The organism is Pseudomonas sp. NPDC089918, from assembly GCF_050280605.1.
Classification (GTDB): domain Bacteria; phylum Pseudomonadota; class Gammaproteobacteria; order Pseudomonadales; family Pseudomonadaceae; genus Aquipseudomonas.
Window position 1 is genome coordinate 1 of the sequence record NZ_JBNNVP010000004.1, and the last position, 15,793, is coordinate 15,793.

Genomic DNA, 15,793 nt, shown 5'->3' on the forward strand with positions numbered 1-15,793 from the left:
CATTTTTCGCGCCTCCTTATGGGGTTTCGATGTTGACTATCAGTCTGACTCCACAAGCACCCACACGAATTGCTTGATTCAGTTGTTAAAGAGCGGTTGGCTAAGATCTTTCGTCTCAACCGAGGCGCGCATTCTACAGCAGCCTCTGTTACTGTCAAGCGGTTATTTTAAGAAGTTTTCAAAGTTTCGCTTGGGAATCTTCAACAACTTCAACCACTTGCGCTTCCGATCTCTCGTTAGCGGGAGGCGAATAGTACAGTATTTAATTTCGTGGTCAACCACCTGCTGCGATTATTTTTCCCTTAGCAAAGCCCTTCAAGGCGAGCACTGATTTCTGCTTCTATAAGCAGCCCTGCTTTACTCATCGACACCCCAGTGATGGACAAGGCTCAATCCTCACCACTAGCTGCGTTATCATCGCCCGCCTCTCTGCACCAAGAGTCTTGAGCCCGGATGTCCGTATCTTTGCCATTGCCCGCCGATCACTCCCTATTGCCACCGGTCCTCGTCGGTCCACTATTACGGCGCCTGGAACCCACGCGGCTGGTACTGTGGTTGGTAGGGTCGCGTGCGCTGCCGCTGACGCTGCGCCTGCAAGGAGTCGACATCAGTCTCGATGCGGGACAACGCACGGTTATCCCGGTCGGTACTCATGCCTTCATTCATTTGATAGATGTGCCACTGGATGCCGCCCTGCCCTGCGACACGTTGATCGAGTACGACCTGCTGATCACCGACGCGGATGGCACTCAGTCGGGCATTCTCGAATGGGCGCCTCATCTACTATATGGCGAGGCGCAATGTCCGAATTTCGTGTTGCGCTCGCGGATCGATCAATTGCTGCATGGCTCCTGCCGTAAACCTCACCATTCGGCGGCTGATGGTTTGCTGTGCGTCGATCGATTGCTGGAGTCTGAGCCGGAGGCTTGCAAGCGCCCCGCGCTATTAATGATGAGCGGCGATCAGGTATATGCGGATGATGTCGCGGGGCCGATGTTGCGGGCGATTCATGCCTTGATTGAGCGTCTGGGGCTGTTCGGCGAACACCTCGACGGTGCAGTGGTCAGCGACAGCGCCAAACTCTACGAGCATCCTGCCAGTTACTACCATCGTGCGGATTTGTTACCGGCGCTTGAGAGCAACGAAACCCTGCGCGAACGATTTTTCGGTGGAGCGCGTAAGCCGATCTTTACCAGTAGCAGCGCCGACAACCATTTGGTGACCTTCGCCGAGGTCATGGCCATGTACCTATTAGTATGGTCGCCCACGTCCTGGACACTGATCGCGCCGCAACCACCGGCACTGACGCCCGAACGGCGCAAGCGCTATACCCTGGAGCAGACGCGCATCGATGCGTTCAAGATGGGGCTGGGTGGTGTTGGGCGAGCGATGGCGCACCTGCCGTGCCTGATGATTTTCGACGACCACGACATTACCGATGACTGGAATCTTTCCGCGCAATGGGAGGAAACGGCCTACGGCCATCCGTTCTCCAAGCGCATCATCGGCAACGCGCTGCTCGCTTACATGCTGTGCCAAGGCTGGGGCAACAACCCGGGAGCGTTTGGCGGCATGCTGGAAAAAACCCTTCTATTGAGTGCCTCGGGGCAAGATCCTTACCTGGACAGCGATGTCCAGGATAGCTTGATCGACGAGCTGCTGAGCTTTCAGAAGTGGCATTACGTGCTGCCCACTCGCCCTGCGGTGGTGGTGCTCGACACTCGCACTCGGCGCTGGCGCAGCGAAATGACGCTCAAGCAACCGTCCGGTCTGCTGGATTGGGAAGCGCTCAGCGAGCTACAGCAGGAATTGCTCGATCATCCCTCGGCGATCATCGTTTCGCCGGCACCGATTTTCGGCGTCAAATTGATCGAGACCGTGCAACGAGTGTTTAGCTGGTGCGGTTATCCACTGTTGGTGGACGCCGAAAACTGGATGGCCCATCGCGGCGCCGCCCAGGTCATCCTGAACATTTTCCGACACTCCCGCACTCCCGGTAACTACGTGGTGCTGTCCGGCGATGTGCATTATTCCTTCGTCTACGAAGTATTGATCCGACACCGCAAGGCTGGCCCACGAATCTGGCAGATCACCAGCAGCGGTATCAAAAACGAGTTTCCGCCCGCGCTGCTCGAATGGTTCGACCGCCTCAACCGCTGGCTCTACTCGCCCCGTTCGCCGCTGAACTGGCTGACCAAGCGCCGGCGGATGCGCATTGTTCCGCATGTTCCAGAGCATGCCGAGGCGGGCGAGCGGTTATGGAATTCGGCGGGGATCGGCCAGGTGTTCTTTAATGAAAAAGGCCAGCCGCAGGATATTTATCAGCACAACGCGGATGGTTCGCCGAAGACGCGGATGGTGGCGCCTGAAATTTCCGAAGCGGCTGACTGACTTTGCCCGAGCTGCCATGAGCAATCATTACCCGCACACCATGAACCTCACCCGAACCCTGATCATCGGCAACTCCGGCTCGGGCAAGAGTTGGCTGGCCAAACGACTGGCTGAGCACTTGCAAGTGCCCTGGACCGATCTCGACCTGATTCACTGGCTATCCGATGAACACAGCATCGCTCGTCCCCGCGCCGAAGCATTGGGAATGGCGCGGGTGGCAGCGAATGAAGAGCGGTGGGTTATCGAGGGTGTGTATGGATGGATGGTCAGTGAACTGGTGGAACAGGCGACGACGTTCATCTGGCTGTGCCTGGATGACGAAGACTGCGTCAGTCATATTCGCCAGCGTGAAGCAGAGCGCGATGATAGTGACGAGTTGCTGATAGCGTTACAGGACTGGGCGGGTAGCTACCGTATGCGCGGCGATTCCAGTGGATTTGCCGCGCATCAGCGCTTGTTCGCAGGGTTTAGCGGTTCGAAACTTCAACTGATGAATCGGAATGAAGTCACGGCTTTCGTCAGTACGATGCAACAAATCGACTGATCGTTCCCGATTCCACTCACGCGAACACCGATTCCTACGGAGGGAATGCATACATTCAATAGAAGTCAGGCTGCGCTCACCGCCCGACCAACGCCTCTGACAATCATCTCCACTTCCCGCTCATCAATCGTCAGCGGTGGGAGCAGGCGAATGGTCTTGCCCCGTGTCACGTTGATCAACAAGCCATGATCGCGGGCTGCAATCAGGGTCAGGTCGCGAATCGGTTGTTTGAGTTCGATGCCGATCATCAAACCCTGGCCGCGAATCGCCAGGACGTTGGGGTCATCGGCCAATTCGATGCGCAATCTGGCGAGCAAGCGTTCACCCTGCAGTTTGGCGTTTTCCAGCAGCCCTTGCTCCTCAATGATCTCCAGCACGGCGCATCCCACTCGACATGCCAGCGGATTGCCGCCGAACGTGCTGCCGTGGCTGCCGGGGGTGAACAGGTCGGCGGCTTTGCCCCGGGCCAGGCAGGCACCGATAGGGATGCCGTTGCCCAAACCTTTGGCCAGAGTCATGACGTCCGGGATAATGCCTTCGTGCTGGAACGCAAACCACTGGCCGGTGCGGCCGATGCCGGTCTGGATTTCGTCGAGCATCAGCAGCCAGGCGCGCCGGTTGCACAGTTCGCGTACCGCTTTGAGATAACCGGGCGGTGCCACTTGCACACCGCTTTCGCCCTGAACCGGCTCCATCAGAATCGCCACGATGCGAGGACCGTGGGCCTGCTGGACCGCCTCCAACGCAGCGAGGTCGCCGAACGGCACTTTAATGAAGTCCCCCGGCAATTGGTTAAACCCCAGGCGAACCGCCGGGCCGTCACTGGCGGACAGGGTGCCAAGAGTACGGCCGTGAAAGGCGTTTTCCATGACTACTACCAGCGGCTGCTCGATGCCTTTGTGCCAGCCGTAAAGCCGCGCGAGTTTCAGCGCGGTTTCGTTGGCTTCGGCGCCAGAGTTGTTGAAGAACGCCCGATCCATGCCGGAAAGCCGAACCAGTTTCTGCGCCAGCCGCTGTTGCCAGTCGATGCTGTACAGGTTGGAGGTGTGCAACAACAGCCCGGCCTGTTCGCTGATGGCTGCCACGATTCGCGGATGGGAATGGCCGACGTTGGTCACCGCTACGCCCGCCACCGCGTCCAGATATTCGCGACCGGCCTGATCCCACAAGCGCGTGCCCAGGCCTTTGCTGAAACTCAGGGCCAAGGGTTGATAAGTGCTCATCAGGCAGGCGGCGGTCATGACATCAAACTCCATTAATAGTCGGTGTTTTTGCAGTATGGTTAGCCACCTGAGCTGGATAAACACTGCAACACTTCAATCATTTTAAAGCTGGGCTTGATAATGGATTTGTTCCAGGCAATGACCGTTTACGTAAGAGTGGTGGAAGCCGGCAGCATGACCGCCGCCGCTTTGCAGTGCGAAATGTCCACGACCATGGTCGGCAATCATCTTCGGGCCCTGGAGCAACGTCTGGGTGTGCGCCTGCTTAACCGTACGACACGACGCCAGCGGCTGACGGAATTCGGCACGGCGTACTATCAACGTTGTCTTGAGGTATTGGGGCTGGTGGCCGATTCCGAACGCCTGGCAGAACAGACCCTCGACGAGCCGAGCGGCACCCTGCGCATCACCGCACCGCTGACCTTCGGCACCGAACGGCTGGCGCCGGCCTTGAGCGAATTCACCTTACGCTGCCCGCAGGTCAAACTCGACGTCGTGTTGACCAACCAGCGCCTGGATCTGCTCGACAACGGTTTCGATGTGGCGATTCGCTTGGGCACTACCGAGATGTCCAACATGATCGCCCGCCCGCTCATCGACTACACGATGACCCTGTGTGCATCGAAGGACTATCTGGCGCGCCGAGGCACTCCTGAAAAACCCACCGACCTGCAACACCATGACTGCCTGGCCTTCGCCTACCCGGCTGGAGATGACTGGCATTCGGTAGCCAAACAATGGCGCCTGAGGGGACCCGAAGGCGAAGTCATGGTGGCAGTCAGCGGGCCGATGCTGATCAACAGTTCGGCGGGCCTGCACCAAGCGGCGCGCACCGGTATGGGCATCGTGATGGTGCCCGATGCCTTGGTGGAGCAGGATCTTCAGGACGGAAAACTGGTGGCCTTGATGCAGGACTACCAACTGCCCAGCCGCCCGATGAACCTGGTGTACGCCCAAGACCGCTACCGTTTGCCGAAATTACGCAGCTTCGTCGACTTTGCGCTGCAGAGGTGGGGCAAGCAGTAGGGGGCGTTCTCAATGAGTTTCCCCGCCGCGGTGGGGGAACTAATTGAGAACGCCCCCTAGCAGTAGCAATACCCCATGAACTAATCTCCCCGACTGGGGAGTCACGTTGATATCAGTTCGGCAGGGAGACCGATGATGGGTGAGGCATCGAATATCGAGCCGTTGAAGTTCAATCTGTCAGATTTTAACGAAGACATGCTGCACACCATTCTGGAACTGGTCAGCGATGGCATCTGGGACTGGAATGCCAACACCGGGTTCGTCTACCGCAACCCCGGGTGGTACGAGATGCTCGGCTATCCGCCTCATTCCCTGGATAACACTGTGCTGACCTGGGAAAACGTGATCCACCCCGACGATTATTCACAGGTCATGGCGCTGTTTGATGACTACCTGAATCAGCGCGCACCCGGTTATCAAGCCGAGTATCGCTGCCGCATGCGCGATGGCACTTACACCTGGATCGAAGATCGCGGCTATGTGCTGGCACGTAATGCCGACGGCTCGGTGGCACGAATGGTCGGCGCGCACCGCAGTATCGAAGACAAGAAACGCCTGTTCGAAGAAATGGAACGGCGCAATCAATCCCTCGAAGCCATCGTCGAAGAACGCACTCGGGAGTTGTCTCGGGTCAATCAGCAGTTGCAGATTCAACTCGAAGAAAACCGCAAACTGGCGGAAACCGACGTACTGACCTCCATCGCCAATCGCTATCGCCTGGAAAAAGCCCTGCCCCAGGAATGCGACCGCGCCCAACGCTTTCGCCAACCCCTGTCGCTGATCGCGATGGACATCGATGACTTCAAAAACATCAACGATCACTACGGCCACGCCTTGGGTGATGCGGCGTTGGTGCAGGTGATCGAGAGCGTGAAGCACTGCGTGCGCGAAGGCGATCTGTTGGCGCGCTGGGGCGGTGACGAATTCATCATGATCCTGCCCAATACCTTGTTGGCCGACGCCAGGGCACTCGCTGAAAAAATCCGTCACAGCCTGTCGAGCTTGCTGCCGGTCGGGGACTATCAAGTGACCATGAGTTTTGGAGTGGTGCAACGCTTTGAAGAAGAGCAACAGACAGGGTTGCTGGCCAGGGCCGATCAGGCGCTGTATCGGTCGAAGATTGCGGGCAAGAATGTGATTTCGGGGTGAGTACTTCCGTGCTTATCCGTGATATGCAGCCCTCGGACGCAGAGCCCGTACGACTTTTTCTTGGCGAGAATGGATGGGCTCACCGCACCGGCTCATCCGAGCATTTCGCGCAGCTGATCGCTAATTCCCAACGTACAGCTCTTGCGATAAAGGACTCCCACATCGTCGGGTTTGCCCGAGGCATCACCGACGGATTGTCCAATGGTTATCTGTCGATGGTTGTCGTGTGTGGGCAGCATCGGCGTGAAGGCGTCGGTCGCGCACTGGTTGAGCATGTCATGGGCGACAACACCGCCATTACCTGGGTTCTGCGAGCAGGCCGTGAAGGCGCTTCAGATTTCTTTTCAAAGCTTGGCTTTGAAACGTCGACCATTGCGATGGAACGCTCACGCTTGAAGTAGCCAATGCACTATTGACCAGCCTTCACCAACACCGGCTTCTCCTGATACCGATCCGGATACAACTGTTTCAACTGCGCCACTTTCGGCAGGTCATTGATCACGATGTAGGGATACGTCGGATGTTCCGTCAGGAAGTCCTGATGTTCTTCCTCGGCCGGGTAGAAGCCGTTGTAGGTTTCCAGTTTGGTGACGATGGGTTTGTTGAACGAATGGGCAGCGTCTAGCTGGGTGATGTAAGCCTGGGCGACGCGTTGCTGTTCGGCACTTTTCGGGAATAGCGCCGACCGATACTGAGTGCCGCGGTCCGGCCCCTGGCGGTTGAGTTCGGTGGGGTTATGGGCCACCGAGAAATAGATCTGCAAGAGGCTGCCATAACTGACTTGAGCCGGATCGTAGGTGACTTCGACGGCCTCCGCATGACCGGTATCGCCATTGCTGACCCGCTCGTACTGAGCGGTGTCGGCTGTGCCCCCCGCGTAACCGGAGACAGCGTTCTTCACCCCTTTGACGTGTTGAAATACCCCTTGGACGCCCCAGAAGCAACCGCCGGCAAAAATTGCCGTTTCACTGCGGGCTTCAGTGTTCTCGTCGAGTGTTGGTGGCGCAATGATGACCGCCTCTTCGGCGCCTGCGAAAGAAAACGCGGCACACTGACCGATAAAACTGGCTGCGGCCAATCCCAGCAGGGTGCGACGCCAGTTAAATAGGGTTTTCATGGCTTGTCTCCTGAATGAATGGGGCTATCAACCAAATGGCTATCAACCAAAGGTGAATGCATACGCCGACACACCCGGGTCGAGAAATTCAATGCTGAATGTCCGGTCCTTTACGCCTGCGGTCTGGCGTACCAATTGATACAACCGCTGCTCGGTAACGCTGCCGCTGCCATCCGGCGCCACGTCAACACCGTGGGCACTACCTGGGGGCTTGCCGTCAATCAACACGTTGAAACGCACCGGTTTGCCATCAGCACCGGGGCCCAATACCAGATGCAGATCACGAGCGTGGAAGCGGTAGACGATTCGACTGGCCGGTGCGTTCGAAACGGCCCGCTCCGGACCGACCGTCCATTGGCCCTCCAGGCTCCAGTGATTGAGGGCCAGTCGGGACGGCGGGCTATAGGCCGTCATCTTGTCTGGCGCCAGATCGGTTTGAGCAACGAAATGCTCCGCCCGTCGGTAGCCGATATAGGTTTCCGGCGATTGCACTTCACTCATGTCCGGGGCGAGCTGGACGCCCTCGGCACGAGCATTGATCAGCCCGTCCGCGACCTTCTCGGCGCCCGCCTCACGCAGCAGTTGTTGAATCACTCGCTCCGATTCGGCGTATTTGCCCTCGCCAAAGTGGTGGTAACGAATGCGCCCCCGGGCATCGGCAAAATAGTGGGCCGGCCAGTATTGGTTGTTGAAAGCACGCCAGATCTTGTAGTCGTTATCGATTGCCACCGGATAAGTGACACCCAGGTCGTTCATGGCTTTGGTGACGTTGCCGACATCACGTTCGAAGGCAAACTCGGGCGTATGGACGCCGATCACCACCAAGCCCTGATCGCGATACTTCTCGGCCCAGGCCTTCACATACGGCAGGGTGCGCAGGCAGTTGATGCAGGAGTAAGTCCAGAAATCCACCAGCACGACCTTGCCCTTCAAGGCCTGGGCGGTGAGAGGTGGAGAGTTGAGCCATTGCACAGCGCCGTCCAGCGATGGAAGGTTGCCTTCAGTCGGCAGTTCGCCCGGTATCCTGGCGGTCATTTTCATGCTGGCGGCGGGTTGATCGCCGCCCCGTGGAATCTGCGACATCATCGCCCCACTGTCGGAGGGCAGCTTACCGGCCAATTGGTTGACCAGCGCCTGCTCGATATCGCCGGTGGATGCCGTCGAGACCCGCGCCAGAATCCCGGTATCCAGCCCCAAGGCGATCGCCACTACACCCGCCAGCATCGCGCCTCCCAAGCCTCGACGCAGCCACTCGCCTGCGCCTATCGAGCGCTTCATCGCGGCGAAGACTTTACCGCCCAGCAGCAATGCCGCGGCGAGAGAGGTGGCGGCGCCGGCCGCGTAAGCCAGCAGCAACAAGGTGGTGGCGATGTTTGCCCCTTGCAGCGCCGCGCCAGTCAACAGCAGGCCCAGAATCGGCCCGGCGCAGGGCGCCCAAAGCAGGCCCGTGGCGACACCGATCAGCAACGAAGCGCCGGGGCGCGGCCGGGTATCGAGAGCAGCGGCTTCCGACAGCCGACCGCCGGCCGCCACCAATGGACGCGTCAGGCGTTCGGCCAACCGGGGCAGCAACAGCGTCAGCCCGAACAGTGCAACGAACAGCAACGCGAGCCAGCGACCGTACTGATTGACTTGCACCACCCAACCGCCGCCCACCGCCGCCAACGAGGCGACGAGCGCGAAGGTCAGCGCCATCCCCGCCAGCAGCGGCAAGCCACTCTTGATAAACGGCTGCCCGGTGCGAGCGAAGACAAAGGGCAATACCGGCAGAATGCACGGGCTGACGATCGTCAGCACACCACCGAGATAAGCGAGGACCAGAAGCCACATAACGTCGACCTGCGTGAAGTGAGTGGAAGGAAGTGCCCATGGATTACGCCTGTGGCTTGAAAGTCAGCGCCAGACCGTTCATGCAGTAGCGCATACCGGTGGGCTTTGGCCCGTCCTCGAAGACATGGCCCAAGTGACCGCCGCAACGACGGCAATGAACCTCTTCGCGCAGCACGCCGAAGGAGCGGTCCTGACGGGTGGCCACCGCGTTGTCCAGTGGCGCCCAGAAGCTCGGCCATCCAGTGCGGCTGTCGAACTTGGTGTCGGAAGAAAACAACGGCAGATCACAACCGGCGCAGGCAAAAACGCCCTTGCGGTGCTCGTTGTTCAGCGGGCTGCTGTAGGCCCGCTCGGTGCCCTCTTCGCGCAGGATCTCGTACTGCTCGGCGCTGAGCATGGCGCGCCACTCGCTGTCGCTGTGGGCCACCTCGAAAACCTCTGCCGCGCGGACCTCATCGATCAGCGCGCCGCCTGCGGAAAATTTTGGCAATACACCGATCACCAGCGCCGCAGCCCCCAGCCCGCCGCTTGCTACAAGAAACTGTCGCCGTGAAAACATGGGCCTTCTCCAAAATTCCAGATGCCTTGCATGGAACACAGCCTAGGCTTGAGTTGATCGCCAAATCCTCACGAGGAGTTAAACAATTCGTGATAACTCAGCCTCAGGAAAAGCCGCACAATGTTGTTCATTGCATCACGAGGGATTGAGCTCCATGGAACCGGCCAAACGCGTCCTGGTGGTCGAGGACGACCTGCCTATCGCCGACCTTATCTGCCTGCATCTTCGCGATGAGCAGTTCGAGGTGGTGCACTGCGCCGATGGCGATGAGGGCATGCGACTGCTGCAGCAAGGAAGCTGGGACGCACTGATTCTCGACCTGATGCTGCCCGGCGTCGACGGCCTGGAAATCTGCCGCCGCGCCCGGGCCATGGCCCGCTACACACCGATCATCATCACCAGTGCGCGCTCCAGCGAAGTCCATCGGATTCTGGGGCTGGAACTCGGTGCCGACGACTACCTGGCCAAACCCTTTTCCATGCTCGAGCTGGTGGCACGGGTCAAGGCATTGCTGCGACGGGTCGACGCCATGGCCCGCAACCTGAAAATGGATGCTGGCAGCCTGATCAGCGATGGCCTGTCCATCGACCCGATCACACGTGAAGTCTCCCTCGATGGCCGTCGTCTTGACCTCACGCCGCGGGAGTTCGACTTGCTGTACTTCTTCGTCCGCCAGCCCGGCAAGGTCTTCTCGCGCATGGACCTGCTCAACGCGGTGTGGGGCTACAGCCACGAAGGCTACGAGCACACGGTCAACACCCACATCAACCGCCTGCGAGCCAAGATCGAGGCCGATCCGGCGCAACCGGCGCGCATCCTCACCGTGTGGGGTCGTGGTTACAAATTCGCGACGAGCGGAGAACAGCCATGAGGTTGACCCTGACCCAACGCCTGTCCCTGGTGTTCGCCGTGCTGTTGCTGGTGTGCTGCGGCACCTCGGCATGGATGCAGGTGCGCTCCAACCAGATGCATGAACTGGAAGTGGTGCAGGGGTTGTCGCGGGATCTGGCGCAACACATCGCCCACGACACTGTGCTGATGGACCGCAATGGCCCGATGCCCAATGCCGTGCGCGAACTGTTCAGCCAGCTGATGCTGGTCAACCCCAGTGTCGAGGTCTATCTGCTCGACACCGGGGGTCGAATTGTCGGCAGCGCCGCGCCCGAGGGTCGAATACGCCGAGAGCAAGTCGACCTGGCGCCAATCCTGCGTTTGCTCAAAGGCGAGGCCCTGCCGATTCTCGGCGACGATCCGCGCAGCATTGATGGCAGCAAGGTTTTCAGTGCTGCGCCGTTGCGGGTCAATGGTCTGCCGGCCGGTTATCTTTATGTGGTGTTGCTCAGTGAAGAGCACGATCGCTTCGCCGAACGCGGCGCCACCAGCGCAGCGCTCAATACCGCTTTGTTGTCCATTGGGCTGGTGGCGTTGCTATGCCTGATTGCCGGCCTCACGGCATTTGCCCTGATCACACGACCATTGCGTCGCTTGACTGAAAAAGTCAGTCAGTTCGATATCAATGGCGTTCCGTCCACCTCGCCCGAACCAGAGCCTGAACCGGTAGAAAAAGCCGCCAGCCACGATGAAATAGCCATCCTCGACGCCGCCTTCCGACAGATGCAAGCGCGCCTCGGCGAACAATGGCGCTCGCTGACCCGTCAGGATCAGGAGCGTCGGGAACTGGTGGCGAACATCTCCCACGACCTGCGCACACCGCTGGCCTCGCTGCACGGTTACCTGGAAACCCTGTCACTCAAGGACGCCACATTGTCCCCCGCCGACCGCCGCCGTTATCTGGGGATCGCCCTGGATCAGAGCCGCAAGGTCGGCGGCCTGGCGCAATCGCTGCTGGAACTGGTGCGGCTGGAGCACGGTTTCGTGCAACCGGTGCTGGAGCGCTTTTCGCTGACCGATCTGGTGCAGGACATCTTTCAGAAATTCGAACTCAGCGCCGAAGCGCGCCAGATCGAACTCAAGGCCACCTTCGCCCCCAACGTCTCGGCGGCCTGCGCAGATCTTGGGTTGATCGAGCGGGTGCTGACCAACCTGTTCGACAATGCCCTGCGCCATACGCCCCAAGGTGGAGAAATCGAACTAAGCCTGCGCCCTCAAGGGTCTTTTATCGAAGTGACCGTCAGCGACACCGGCCCGGGAATCGCTCCCGAACTGCGCGAAGGTCTGTTCCTGCGTCCGTTCAACATTGGCGGCGCACGGCGCGATGGCGGGCTGGGATTGCGGATCGTGCACCGGATCCTGCAATTGCACGGTCGAGAGATCCATCTGATAGATATTCCCGGACGCGGCGCGACCTTTCGCTTCTCGTTACCGGTGGATGAGCAGACCGCCGAGCAATGGGCCGTTCGGTCGACTAATCCGAACGCAATGAGGAAATAGTCGACAGCTTTGGCCATAGTAACGGCTACTATCCCGATCCTCATTTTTCGGCAAGGAACGCTGCGCAATGCTCATCACCCTGCAAAACATCCCGCTGTGGGTTTACGTGATTTTTTTGGTGTTGTGTTACTTCGGGGTCAAAGCGCTTTATCCGACCCATGAAAGCAAAGCCGCATTACTTGTCACTCCCCCGGCCTTGCTGGCATGGTCCCTGTTTTCATTGAACCTCACGCTGAACCCTCAGCTCTCGGTGGGTTGCTGGTTGGTCACGTTTCTGCTGGGCAGCCTCGCGGCGCTGGTGTTTTTTTCACGCAAGGGCGTGGAGCTGGATGATCCGGAAACCGGGTTGATCGTGCCTGGCAGTTGGAAGACGCTGGTGCTCTACCAGCTGTTTTTTGCCGTAAATTTTTACTTCGGCTATCAGGACGACGTGCATCCAGAACAGGCCGCTACGCTTGAGGTGTTGCTGTTCAAGGCTTCGGCGTCGGGGTTTGTCTATGGATTGATCTGCGGACGGTCGCTGAAACTTTATCGGCTGTTGCTGGAGCTTCAGGCGCAACGTCCCAAAATGGCTGCCGGTTAAAAGCCCCTCGCCAAAAATGCTGACCAGCCGCCTGTTCATCCGTGACAACGCAGCCTCGGTCCAATAGATTAGGCGGCCTGAAAAGGCCTCGTGCTTTCTCGCCTCAATCCAAGCTAAAAGAAGTAGTGAAATTTCAATGTCCGATTCCAATACCGCTGAATCCGTAGTCACCTTGTCGTCCAAAGCGGAATACGAAAACTCCATCAATCTTTCACAACACGTGCCTCAGGCCAAGACCATCAGCGAGATGGTTCTGGATGCTTTTCAATCCACCCGCGAAAGCGACCAGATCCGCGAACTGCGCGCCGCGATTCGCCAGGCTCACGACAGCTTCGACGACGATAAAGCCTACGAATTGATGGGCGAACTCAAGCAATTGAAAGACGCCGAAGCAGCCGACATCGCTGCCCTGGAAGACCTGAGCAGCAAATTCCCGATCAGCCGCATTCTGTCCAGCTTCAAGGACGACCCGGCGTTCCAGGAAATCGTCTACGGCCTGGCGCTGAAGGTACTGAACCAGACTCACCAGGCCATCAGCAACCCGAGCAGCGGCAAGAGCAAAGCGGCTCGCGCCAAGAAAGACGTCGAAGTGTTCACCATCAGCAAGGACGGCATCAGCGTCACCCTGCCCCTGCGCACCCCGCGTTCGCGCCTGAACGTTGACCGTGAAGCGCTGGAGTTCCTGGGCTTCACTTTCGTCGGCGAAGGCGATGAGGCGGAGTTGGAAAGCGAGACGTTCCTGGACAATGCCGGGGCTGAACAAGCGGTCAACCGCAAGAACATCATCACCGCGCTTCAGCAGCAAACCGCGTTCGACGGCTACAGCATCGCCGCGCAGTAACGCTATACGCTGCACACAAAAATCCCCGCCATCAGAGCGGGGATTTTTATTTCCTGTTCGCCTGATTAGCTTTTTTCTGATGCACCGCGGCGCGGCCATCGCGAGCAGGCTCGCTCCCACAGGGGTTAAGCATCTAGCACAAAAGTGGCGACAACACCGACCCAGTGTGGGAGCGAGCCTGCTCGCGATCGGGACGACACGGTCCGTCAAATAGAACCCAACAAAAAGCCCCGCCATTCTCTCGAAGGGCGGGGCTTTTCTTTACAGCATCCGAAGCTTAAGGCGCGTAAGTCAGCAACAGCTCACTCGGCACTTTAAAATCCAGCGACATCATCACGCTCAACGCGGTAATGGTGAAGATCGAGAACACGAACAGCTTGCGTGCCCAGACCGTGTCATCCACTGCCTTGTAACCGGTCCAGGCCATGTACAACCAATACATGCCCATGGCCGCGGCGACGGCGAGGTAGCTCATGCCGGCGTAGCCGCTGAAGGTCAGCATCAAGGTCGCCACGAGGAACGCCAGGATGTAGAGCAGGATGTGCTTCTTGGCCACTTCAATTCCACGCTTCACCGGCAACACCGGAATCGATGCGGCCAGGTAATCGTTGAAGCGGAAGATTGCGATGGCGTAGGAATGCGGCATCTGCCACAGGCTGAACATCACCAGCAGCGTCAGTGCGGCCATGTCGAAGCTGTTTGTCACAGCTACATAGCCAATCACCGGCGGCATCGCCCCCGACAGACTGCCCACCAGCGTGCCGTGAACCGACTTGCGCTTGAGGTACAGACTGTAGAAACCGACGTAGATGACGAAACCGATCACCGCGAACAACGCAGCCAACGGGTTGGCCACCTTGTACAACAGTGCAACGCCGAAAACACCAAGGATGGTCGCAAAAGCCAGGGCCAGTTTCAGGGAGATCAGGCCCTGGACCAGCGCACGGTTCTTGGTGCGTTCCATCTTCAGGTCGATGTCGCGGTCGATGCAGTTGTTGAACACGCAACCGGAAGCGACCACCAGGGACGTGCCGATCATCGCAGCCAGGAAAATGGCCAGATCGACATGCCCTTTGGAGGCCAGGAAAAATCCGCCTGCCACAGAAAGCACGTTACCGAAAATGATCCCCGGTTTGGTGATTTGGATAAAGTGCTTAAAGGACATCCGGACTTACCTCACTTCGCCATCATGTTGGTGTGGATGCTGAACATGATCCACAGCGACAGGCCGACCAACAGGACGATCACCAGGGCAGCGAAGACAAACGCAATCACGTTGTTACGCTGGGCGGCGGAGCGGTCCAGGTGGAGGAAGTAAACCAGGTGCACCAGCACCTGGATCACAGCGAAGGCCAGAACGATCCACAGGGTCACGGCTTTCGGCAGGGATGGGTACATCACCAGGCCGAAAGGAATGACAGTCAGGATCACCGACAGGATGAAGCCGATGGCGTAGGACTTTACGCTGCCGTGGTTGGCTTCGTGGCCATCGTGGGAATGAGCGTTAGCCATTTACATAGTCCCCATCAGATAAACAACCGTGAATACGCAGATCCACACTACGTCCAGGAAGTGCCAGAACAGGCTCAGGCAGCTCAGACGGGTCTTGTTGGTCGCCGTCAGGCCGTTTTTCTGCACCTGATACATCATGATCGCCATCCAGATCAGACCGCTGGTCACGTGCAGACCGTGGGTGCCGACCAGGGTGAAGAACCCGGACAGGAAGCCGCTGCGGCTAGGACCGAAGCCCTCGGAGATCAGTACGTGGAACTCGTTGATCTCCATGCCGATGAAGCCGGCACCGAACAGGAAGGTCATGCCCAGCCAGCCCAGTACCTGGTTCTTCTTGCCCTTGAACAACGCCAGCATGGCGAAGCCGTAGGTGATCGAGCTGAACAGCAGCAGAGCGGTTTCGCCCAGTACGTATGGCAGCTCGAAGATGTCGTGGCCCGACGGGCCACCCGCTACGTTGTTAACCAGTACCGCGTACACCGCGAAGATCGACGCAAACAGAATGCAGTCGGTCATCAGGTAGAGCCAGAAACCGAATACGGTCATCTCGCCCGAGTCGTGGTGATGGTCATCATGCCCATGTCCATCGACATGGGTGTGTCCAGCATTGGTCACTAAGTTCGACAT

At 58.6% G+C, this 15,793-nt stretch carries 16 protein-coding genes; 9 read left to right on the plus strand and 7 right to left on the minus strand.

What is annotated here, in order from left to right; genetic code table 11:
• Window positions 1–453 precede the first annotated feature (453 nt).
• Window positions 454–2,391 carry an alkaline phosphatase D family protein gene (locus ACQKPC_RS04140; RefSeq protein WP_427623218.1) on the plus strand — a complete coding sequence of 646 codons (1,938 nt, stop codon included), beginning with the start codon at window positions 454–456 and terminating at the stop codon, window positions 2,389–2,391.
• Between the two features lie 16 nt (window positions 2,392–2,407).
• The gene (locus ACQKPC_RS04145) at window positions 2,408–2,935 is read left to right on the plus strand and encodes an adenylate kinase (RefSeq protein WP_427623219.1); all 528 of its coding nucleotides are present in this window, start codon (window positions 2,408–2,410) and stop codon (window positions 2,933–2,935) included.
• 65 nt (window positions 2,936–3,000) lie between these two features.
• Here the strand turns inward: ACQKPC_RS04145 and ACQKPC_RS04150 are convergent, their stop codons facing one another.
• Window positions 3,001–4,176 carry an aspartate aminotransferase family protein gene (locus ACQKPC_RS04150; protein WP_427623220.1) on the minus strand — a complete coding sequence of 392 codons (1,176 nt, stop codon included), beginning with the start codon at window positions 4,174–4,176 and terminating at the stop codon, window positions 3,001–3,003.
• A gap of 102 nt (window positions 4,177–4,278) precedes the next feature.
• Here ACQKPC_RS04150 and ACQKPC_RS04155 point away from each other — a divergent pair, with 102 nt between their 5' ends.
• The 3 genes from ACQKPC_RS04155 to ACQKPC_RS04165 all read left to right on the plus strand — a co-directional run bounded on the left by ACQKPC_RS04155 (window position 4,279) and on the right by ACQKPC_RS04165 (window position 6,734).
• Window positions 4,279–5,184, plus strand: coding sequence for a LysR family transcriptional regulator (locus ACQKPC_RS04155; RefSeq protein ID WP_427623221.1), 906 nt, complete (start codon window positions 4,279–4,281; stop codon window positions 5,182–5,184).
• Between the two features lie 135 nt (window positions 5,185–5,319).
• A complete protein-coding gene (locus tag ACQKPC_RS04160) occupies window positions 5,320–6,333 on the plus strand; it encodes a sensor domain-containing diguanylate cyclase (RefSeq protein WP_427623222.1) in 1,014 nt (337 codons plus the stop codon).
• Window positions 6,334–6,356: 23 nt separating this feature from the next.
• The gene (locus ACQKPC_RS04165) at window positions 6,357–6,734 is read left to right on the plus strand and encodes a GNAT family N-acetyltransferase (RefSeq protein WP_427623419.1); all 378 of its coding nucleotides are present in this window, start codon (window positions 6,357–6,359) and stop codon (window positions 6,732–6,734) included.
• Between the two features lie 8 nt (window positions 6,735–6,742).
• Here the strand turns inward: ACQKPC_RS04165 and msrA are convergent, their stop codons facing one another.
• Genes msrA through msrB form a run of 3 tightly spaced genes read right to left on the minus strand, consistent with a single transcriptional unit; the run spans window position 6,743 to window position 9,839 of the window.
• Entirely contained in the window at window positions 6,743–7,450 is a 708-nt protein-coding gene (gene msrA, locus ACQKPC_RS04170; RefSeq protein ID WP_008070426.1) for a peptide-methionine (S)-S-oxide reductase MsrA, read from the minus strand.
• A gap of 42 nt (window positions 7,451–7,492) precedes the next feature.
• Entirely contained in the window at window positions 7,493–9,280 is a 1,788-nt protein-coding gene (locus ACQKPC_RS04175; protein ID WP_427623223.1) for a cytochrome c biogenesis protein DipZ, read from the minus strand.
• A 43-nt stretch (window positions 9,281–9,323) separates the two neighbouring features.
• Window positions 9,324–9,839, minus strand: a complete 516-nt coding sequence (gene msrB / locus ACQKPC_RS04180) for a peptide-methionine (R)-S-oxide reductase MsrB (protein WP_427623224.1) — start codon at window positions 9,837–9,839, stop codon at window positions 9,324–9,326.
• A 154-nt stretch (window positions 9,840–9,993) separates the two neighbouring features.
• Between msrB and ACQKPC_RS04185 the strand changes: the two genes are divergently transcribed.
• The 4 genes from ACQKPC_RS04185 (at window position 9,994) to ACQKPC_RS04200 (ending at window position 13,654) form a co-directional block, all read left to right on the plus strand.
• On the plus strand, window positions 9,994–10,710 hold the full coding sequence (locus ACQKPC_RS04185) for a response regulator transcription factor (RefSeq protein WP_427623225.1): 717 nt from the start codon (window positions 9,994–9,996) through the stop codon (window positions 10,708–10,710).
• Window positions 10,707–12,230 carry a sensor histidine kinase gene (locus tag ACQKPC_RS04190; protein WP_427623226.1) on the plus strand — a complete coding sequence of 508 codons (1,524 nt, stop codon included), beginning with the start codon at window positions 10,707–10,709 and terminating at the stop codon, window positions 12,228–12,230. The genes ACQKPC_RS04185 and ACQKPC_RS04190 overlap by 4 nt, the downstream gene beginning before the upstream one ends.
• 67 nt (window positions 12,231–12,297) lie before the next feature.
• A complete protein-coding gene (locus tag ACQKPC_RS04195) occupies window positions 12,298–12,813 on the plus strand; it encodes a hypothetical protein (protein WP_427623227.1) in 516 nt (171 codons plus the stop codon).
• A 136-nt stretch (window positions 12,814–12,949) separates the two neighbouring features.
• Entirely contained in the window at window positions 12,950–13,654 is a 705-nt protein-coding gene (locus ACQKPC_RS04200; RefSeq protein ID WP_008070431.1) for a hypothetical protein, read from the plus strand.
• A 277-nt stretch (window positions 13,655–13,931) separates the two neighbouring features.
• Here the strand turns inward: ACQKPC_RS04200 and cyoE are convergent, their stop codons facing one another.
• Genes cyoE through ACQKPC_RS04215 form a run of 3 tightly spaced genes read right to left on the minus strand, consistent with a single transcriptional unit; the run spans window position 13,932 to window position 15,793 of the window.
• Window positions 13,932–14,819 carry a heme o synthase gene (gene cyoE, locus ACQKPC_RS04205; RefSeq protein ID WP_427623228.1) on the minus strand — a complete coding sequence of 296 codons (888 nt, stop codon included), beginning with the start codon at window positions 14,817–14,819 and terminating at the stop codon, window positions 13,932–13,934.
• A gap of 11 nt (window positions 14,820–14,830) precedes the next feature.
• Window positions 14,831–15,166, minus strand: coding sequence for a cytochrome o ubiquinol oxidase subunit IV (gene cyoD, locus ACQKPC_RS04210; protein WP_427623229.1), 336 nt, complete (start codon window positions 15,164–15,166; stop codon window positions 14,831–14,833).
• Complete coding sequence (locus ACQKPC_RS04215) at window positions 15,167–15,793, minus strand: cytochrome o ubiquinol oxidase subunit III (protein WP_427623231.1); 627 nt, start codon at window positions 15,791–15,793, stop codon at window positions 15,167–15,169.